Origin of the sequence: Neochlamydia sp. TUME1, assembly GCF_000813645.1 — a bacterium.
GTDB lineage: Bacteria > Chlamydiota > Chlamydiia > Chlamydiales > Parachlamydiaceae > Neochlamydia.
This window is the reverse complement of record NZ_JRXI01000051.1, coordinates 1-1,109: the sequence shown is the minus strand read 5'-3', so window position 1 is coordinate 1,109 and position 1,109 is coordinate 1. Positions and strand designations below refer to the sequence as shown.

The window sequence follows — 1,109 nt, the reverse complement described above, 5'->3', positions numbered from 1 at the left end:
CCATGATAGGCTTTGGCTCTCTAGCTAGGGAAGAAATGACCCCTTATTCCGACTTAGAATTTGGTATCCTTGTGCAAGACGACAATCCTATAAATAAGAAGTACTTTAGGAATCTAACTAATCTACTTCACTTAAAAATTATCAACTTGGGAGAAACTATCCTTCCTGCTTTAAACATTCCTTGCTTAAAAGCAATAGACTTTTTCGATGGCATTACACCACGGGGCTTTGCCTTTGATGGAGCAGGGGTAGAAGGAAAAGGCTGTAAAACTCCTTTGGGGAATGGTAAGACATTTGAGCTTATCCAAACTCCTGAACAGATGGCTCAATATCTGGGTAAAGATGAAAAAGGCCAATGGTGGCATAAAAAGGATCCTCATCTTCCTATAGAATTGCTAAACTTTACTCATTTGTTAGGCAATTTTGAATTAACTAAAGCCTATGATGAAAATATTCAAGAAGTGCTTAATATGTCTTATCAAGAAAACCTTGATCTACGCCAGTATTTAGCCAAACAGCACCTTGTTCCAGCTGATATGGAAGCTTTTAATCCAAGAATGAGTGATTTAGAAAGGCAGGGTATGCTTTTTAAAGTTAAAAATGATTTTTATAGGTTTCCTCATTTAGCTCTGGATAGGTTAGCGCTTCTTAAAAAAGTAGCAGCTACCAACACTTTTACTAGGATTGATAAGCTAAGTGAGTTAAAGATTATAACAAAAGAGGCCACTGAAAGGTTAAAGGAATGGATGAGCCTAGTCTTATTCATGCGTCTTAAGACTTATTCTCATTACCAAGCTCAACAGGAAATGATGAATCCCCTGCTTAAGCCTTTTGGGTTTGAGGATCCGGGTCTTATTAAAAAGCAGTTTGCCTTAGATCATACAACTTTAAAATTGATAAAAAAAATCTACCGCATCTTCATTCCTTTCCATCAATCTATTCACGAATTTTTAGCAGGCAATGAAGATATACTTAAATCTTCTGATTTGGAGGATAACTCACCAGAGACGCGGGGAGATATACACCAGAGGCTTTTTCAACATAAAAAAGCAGAAAAATGGTATCTTTTAGCAGAACAAGAAAATCCACAAAATGCAGGGATTTTAAAT

The 1,109-nt window shown here is 36.5% G+C and carries 1 protein-coding gene; it reads left to right on the top strand.

Annotation, left to right across the window (positions count from 1 at the left end; genetic code table 11):
• Positions 1-35 precede the first annotated feature (35 nt).
• Positions 36-1,109, top strand: a 1,074-nt coding sequence (locus DB41_RS02355; RefSeq protein WP_162180901.1) for a putative nucleotidyltransferase substrate binding domain-containing protein, incomplete at its 3' end; no start/stop codon positions are given.